Source organism: Caulobacter sp. (assembly GCF_035254145.1).
In the GTDB taxonomy this organism is placed as follows: Bacteria; Pseudomonadota; Alphaproteobacteria; order Caulobacterales; family Caulobacteraceae; genus Caulobacter.
The window spans coordinates 1-5,276 of sequence record NZ_DATFAV010000226.1 but is presented as its reverse complement, the minus strand read 5'-3'; the positions used below and the strand labels follow the sequence as shown (position 1 = coordinate 5,276).

The 5,276-nt window shown below is 66.2% G+C and carries 3 protein-coding genes; 2 read left to right on the top strand and 1 reads right to left on the bottom strand.

Translation table 11 applies throughout. The annotated features are described in order from the left end of the window. Positions 1-112: 112 nt before the first annotated feature. Positions 113-1,330, top strand: a complete 1,218-nt coding sequence (locus VJ655_RS14115; RefSeq protein WP_324112098.1) for an MFS transporter — start codon at positions 113-115, stop codon at positions 1,328-1,330. Between the two features lie 4 nt (positions 1,331-1,334). Here VJ655_RS14115 and VJ655_RS14110 read toward each other — a convergent pair whose 3' ends face one another. Beyond that, positions 1,335-1,994, bottom strand: a complete 660-nt coding sequence (locus VJ655_RS14110) for a TetR/AcrR family transcriptional regulator (RefSeq protein ID WP_324112096.1) — start codon at positions 1,992-1,994, stop codon at positions 1,335-1,337. Positions 1,995-2,220: 226 nt separating this feature from the next. On the opposite strand from VJ655_RS14110, the gene VJ655_RS14105 reads away from it, so the two are divergent. Further along, a complete protein-coding gene (locus VJ655_RS14105) occupies positions 2,221-5,265 on the top strand; it encodes a TonB-dependent receptor domain-containing protein (protein WP_324112094.1) in 3,045 nt (1,014 codons plus the stop codon). The last annotated feature ends 11 nt before the right edge of the window (positions 5,266-5,276 follow it).

Below are 5,276 nucleotides of genomic sequence, written 5' to 3'. Positions count from 1 at the left end.
CGGCTGGGAGGAAGTCTTGGACGCCACGCGCAACCCGTCGCCGCCGCTCGCTCGCTCATCGGAGCAGGCGCGCACAATCCCTTCCGGAAGCCGCGCCTGGGCCGTGTTGGCCATGCTGTGGTTCGTCTATGTCCTGAATTTCCTGGACCGACAGCTGATGTCGATCCTGGCCAAGCCGATCCAGGACAGCCTGCATGTCACCGACAGCCAGCTCGGCATGATCGGCGGTTTCTATTTCGCCCTGTTCTATTGCTTCATCGCCATTCCCGTCGGCTGGCTCGCCGACCGGACCAATCGCGTGGCGGTGCTGAGCCTGGCGTGCGCCATCTGGAGCGCGGCGACGGTGGCCTGCGGCCTGTCCCGGACCTATGGCCAATTCGCCTTCTCGCGGATGAGCGTGGGCTTTGGCGAAGCGGGCGGCGTGCCACCCTCCTATGCGATCATTTCGGACTACTTCCCGCCCGAGCGCCGGGGCACGGCGCTTGGCCTCTACAACCTCGGCCCGCCGGTCGGGGCGGCGCTGGGCATCGCTTTCGGCGCGGCCATCGCGGCGGCCTTCGACTGGCGACATGCGTTCGTGGTTCTGGGCGTGATCGGAATCGTCACGGCGCTCGTACTGCCGATGATCGTCCGCGAGCCGCGTCGAGGGGGCATGGACGGAGTCGACGCCAAGACCCCTCCCCGCAAGCCCCCGTTCTGGGCGACGCTGAAAATGTTCTTCTCGCGCCCGACGCTGGTGCTGGCGGCGCTAGGCAGCGGCGCGACCCAGTTCGTGACCTACGGCCTGGGCAATTTCACGACCCTGTTCCTGATGCGCGAGAAGGGCATGGCGCTCAGTCAGGTCGCGGTCTGGTACGCCCTGGTGGTCGGGATCGGCATGAGCGCGGGCATCTTCGTCTCGGGACGGGTGATCGATCGCTTCCGCCGCCGGTCCAAGGCCGTCTACGCCATCGCGCCGGTCATCTCACTGACCCTGGCGATTCCATTCTACCTGGGCTTCGTCTGGGCGCCGACCTGGCCGCTGGCACTGGCCTTCCTGATCGGTCCGACCTTCCTGAACTACTTCTACCTTTCGTCGTCGGTGGCGCTGGTGCAGGAAGAGGTCAGGCCCGAAGAGCGGGTGATGTCCGGCGCCCTGCTTCTGCTGGTCATGAACTTCATAGGCCTAGGCCTTGGCCCCACCTATGTCGGCGCGGCCAGCGACTTCTTCCGCGCCAGCCACCCGCACAACTCGCTGCAGATGGCGCTCTACACCCTGGTTCCGTTCTACGGCCTGGCGATCGCCCTCTTCCTTTGGCTGGGCCGAGTCTTCGCCCGCGAGAAGGCGTAGGGTTCTACGCCCTCAAAGCGATAAAACCGGCGGCCATGAAGCGGGCGATCCGCTTCTTGATCGCCGGGAAGTCGTCGGAATGGCAGACGCCGCTGGACAGCCGATCGATCCGGCCCGTCCGCGCCAGTGTGTTCATCAGCGCGCCCGAAACGAAGTGATAGCCCCAGAAGATCTCCTCGTCGGCATAGTCCGGCAGGGCGCGCTTGAGGATGCCCACCAGCTTCAGCACGACGGGATCGAAGTGCTCGTCCATCAGGGCCGCGCCCTCGGGCGTGTTGCTGACCCGGGCGCAGAAGGCGGCGTAGTTCATCCAGTGCTCACCGCCCTCGTAATAGAGGTCGAGATCGGTATCGAGGAAGGCGTGCAGCGCGCCCTCGACGGTCGGCTTGTCGCCCGCGTCCTTCTCGTACTGTTCCAGCGCCACCATCCGGCGGCCCGACGTGACTCCGGCGCGCCGCGCGAACACGGCTTCGAACAGGTTCGTCTTGTCCTTGAAATAATAGTTCAGCAGCGTGGTGTGGATGCCCACCCGCTGGGCCACGTCGCGCAGCGTCACGCCATAGAGGCCGTTCTGCGAGAACAGATACTCGGCGGCGTCGAGGATCTGCTCAAGGCTCTGGGCGCGCTGTTCGGCCTTGCTGCGCCGCTCCCGCTTCGCAGTCACTCCCTCGGCCTTCTCCGCCTTAGCTCCTGCCAAGCCGTCCTCCTGCACTTGCTGTTCGCCGCGTAGTCGGGCCCGCGCGCGCCGTCAATCACTCGCTTGTCAGCGAGCTTCGCGCAACGACCGCGCTTTGGCCGAACAATGATCATTGACGCCGTCCCGACGATAAGACAACACTCACTCTAGTGAGAATGAGCGTTAGAGACTCATTCAACGGGAGGGTCGCCAAATGAAAGTCGGGCTAACCAGCGCCTCGGGCGTCGCGCTGCTGATCGGGATCGCGGGCATCGCATTGCCGGCGTGGGGTCAGGAAAAGGCGCCTGCGGATCAATCCACCCAGGTCGAGGAAATCGTCGTCACGGGTTCGAACATCAGAGGCTCGGCGCTGGACGCTGCCCTCCCCGTGGAAGTCTATTCGCAGGCGCAACTGGAGAAGCAGGGCTCGCCGACGGCGCTGGAGTTCGCCAAGAGCCTGACGATCTCGGGCCCCACCACCGGCGAGTCCTACTATTTCGGTGGTCCGGCCCTGGTCGGCTCGGTTAACTACAATCTGCGGGGCCTGGGAGCCGACAAGACACTGGTGCTGCTGAACGGCCGGCGGATGAACCAGAACACCGCCAACGTCCCCTCGATCGCCCTGTCGCGCACCGAGATCCTCAAGGACGGCGCGGCCGTGATCTACGGCGCCGACGCCACCGGCGGCGTGGTCAACTTCATCACCCTGGACAAGTTCGTCGGGTTGCAGACCCAGGCGCAGTACAAGCACATCAAGGGCTCCAAGGGCGACTACTCCATCGGCGTGATGGGCGGGATCGGCGAAGACCGCGTGAACCTGCTGGTCTCGGCCGAATACGAGCACCGCTCGCGCCTCAACACCATGGAGCGGGACTTCACCAAGGCCTCGCTGAACCCGACGACGGGCTACAACCCCGCGCCGTGGTCGACCCTGACCAACCTGACGGGCTGGCTGCCGCGCGGCGCCCTGCCCGCCACGCCTAGCGCCACGGACGTCGGCGAATGGGGTCCGGCGGCGGGCGGCATCGTCTCGGACTTCACGCCCGCCAGCTGCGCCGCCGTCGGCGGCCGCTACGACAACAACTTCACCTGCGCCTACAACTACATCTCGTACTACCGGCTGGTGGAGAAGCAGGACACCTACCGCCTCTACGCCCAACTGAAGGCGCAGATCACCGACAGCATGAAGTTCCATATGGACGCTTCATACGGCCGGGTGAACCTGCCGCAGGTGATGGGTTCGCCGGCCCAGCCGGTCGTGCGCGGCCCCGCTCTGGCCACGGGCTCGGTCTATCAGTTCTACGTGCCGATCACGAACCCCTACGCGGCCGACTTCGCCGCAGCCCACGGGATCACCGGGGCCCAGGGCTTCACGCCAGTGACCTATCGCCTGCTCGGCCACGGCGGCAACCCGTACTATTCGGGCGGCGACGGCTTCGGCGTGGCCGACCGCATCGACAACAAGGTCTGGCGGATCTCCGGCGGGCTGACCGGCGACCTCGGCGACGTGGCGCCGTTCGCCAAGAAGGTCGGTTACGACTTCGCCCTGACCTACAACGACGCCTACAACTACAATACCCACGCCGACACCATCGGCTACCGGCTGCAGGAAGCGCTGAACGGCTTCGGCGGCCCCGGCTGCCAGGCCGTGGATCTGGATCCGTCGCGCTTCGGCACCCAGAACGCGGCCGCCGCGGGCAAGAACGGCTGCCAGTACTGGAATCCCTTCTCCTCGTCGTTCAAGGGCCAGCCGGTTCTCGGGCTTTCCAACCCCAACTACGTGGCCGGCAAGGAGAACTCCAAGGAGCTGACCCTGTGGATGTTCGACCCCCGCGCGGTCGAGACCATGAGCCACAACTTCACCGCCGACCTGGTGTTCAACGGCCTCTCCGGCCTGAAGCTGCCCGGCGGCGAGGTGGGCTGGGCGGTCGGCGCCCAATACCGCTCGCTGTCCAACCGCGTCGAGGTGCCCAGCGCCTTCAACAATGGCTCGATCCAGTGCGAGTGGCCGGCCGGCACGACCAGCGCCAACGGCGCCGGCTCGTCGAACCTCGGCGCCACGCCGCAGCCGACGACCAGCCCGAACTTCCGGGGCTGCACGCCCGACGCTCCGGGCCCGTTCGTGCTGTTCGCCCCGACCCTGCCCACCCAGGCCGAGCAGAGCCAGTACTCGCTGTTCGGCGAGTTGCAGGTGCCGCTGCTGTCCAATGTCGACATCCAGTTGGCCGCGCGCCACGAGAAGTTCTCGAACGACCTCGGAGCCACGGTCTACAAGGTGTCGGGCAAGTGGAACGTCTGGGGCCCGCTGACCCTGCGCGCGTCGTACGGCACCAACTACCAGACCCCGCCCCTGGGCGTGACGCCGGGCGCGATCACGGTCGCGGCTCGCACCTATACCGTAGCGGCCAGCAACTGGCTGGCGGCGCAGTTCGTCACCGACGCCAACCTCAAGCCCGAAACCGCCAAGACGTCGAACATCGGCGCGATCTGGCAGAGCCGCGGCCTCGCCGATGACCACCGGTTCCGCCTGATCGTCGACTATTTCGACATCAAGACGAAGGACCAGATCGGCCAGGTCGCCGATCCCAACCAGATCGCCAGCCTGGTCTTCAACGGCGCCGGCGGCACGATCACGACCTGCGACGCGACCAAGCAGCCGCTGCTGGCCCGCATCACCTTCAACAACGGCTGCACGGTGGGCATGAGCGGCGTCGGGACCTTCTCGGCGGTCTCCACGCGCTACGGCAACGGCCCGGGCCAGACCACCAAGGGCTTCGACATCCAGAGCAACTACAGCCTGCCCCTGGGTCCGGGCGACCTGGACGTCAGCGTCACCGCGACCCGGGTGACTGAACTACGGACCGGCCCCACGACCCTGGACGGCGTGACGATCTCGACCGGCGACGATCGCCTCGGCACGCTGAATTTCGCCACCTTCGCGCAAGCCGCGCCGAAATGGCGGGCCAATCTCGGCGTCAACTACAGCCTGGACCGCCAGAACTTCCGCCTCGGCGTCAACTTCGTCTCGGCCGTGAAGGACGAGCGGGCCGGCGTCCAATACGGCGAGGACGGTGAAAACTGGATCACCACCGACTTCACCTACCGCCTGCAACTGAACGGCGACATGGCCTTGACGGCGACCGTGGCCAACATCTTCGACCGCGATCCGCCGCCCGCCCAGGAAGAGTTCGGTTACGACCCGTGGACCGGCAACCCGCTGGGCCGCACGTTCGAGATCGGGATCAAGAAGAGCTTCTAGTTTCCACCTCG

Bases quoted from the DNA above. Each gene is read 5' to 3' on its own strand.
- VJ655_RS14115 (WP_324112098.1), top strand. From the start codon at position 113: ATGCTGTGGTTCGTCTATGTCCTGAATTTCCTGGACCGACAGCTGATG.
- VJ655_RS14105 (WP_324112094.1), top strand. From the start codon at position 2,221: ATGAAAGTCGGGCTAACCAGCGCCTCGGGCGTCGCGCTGCTGATCGGG.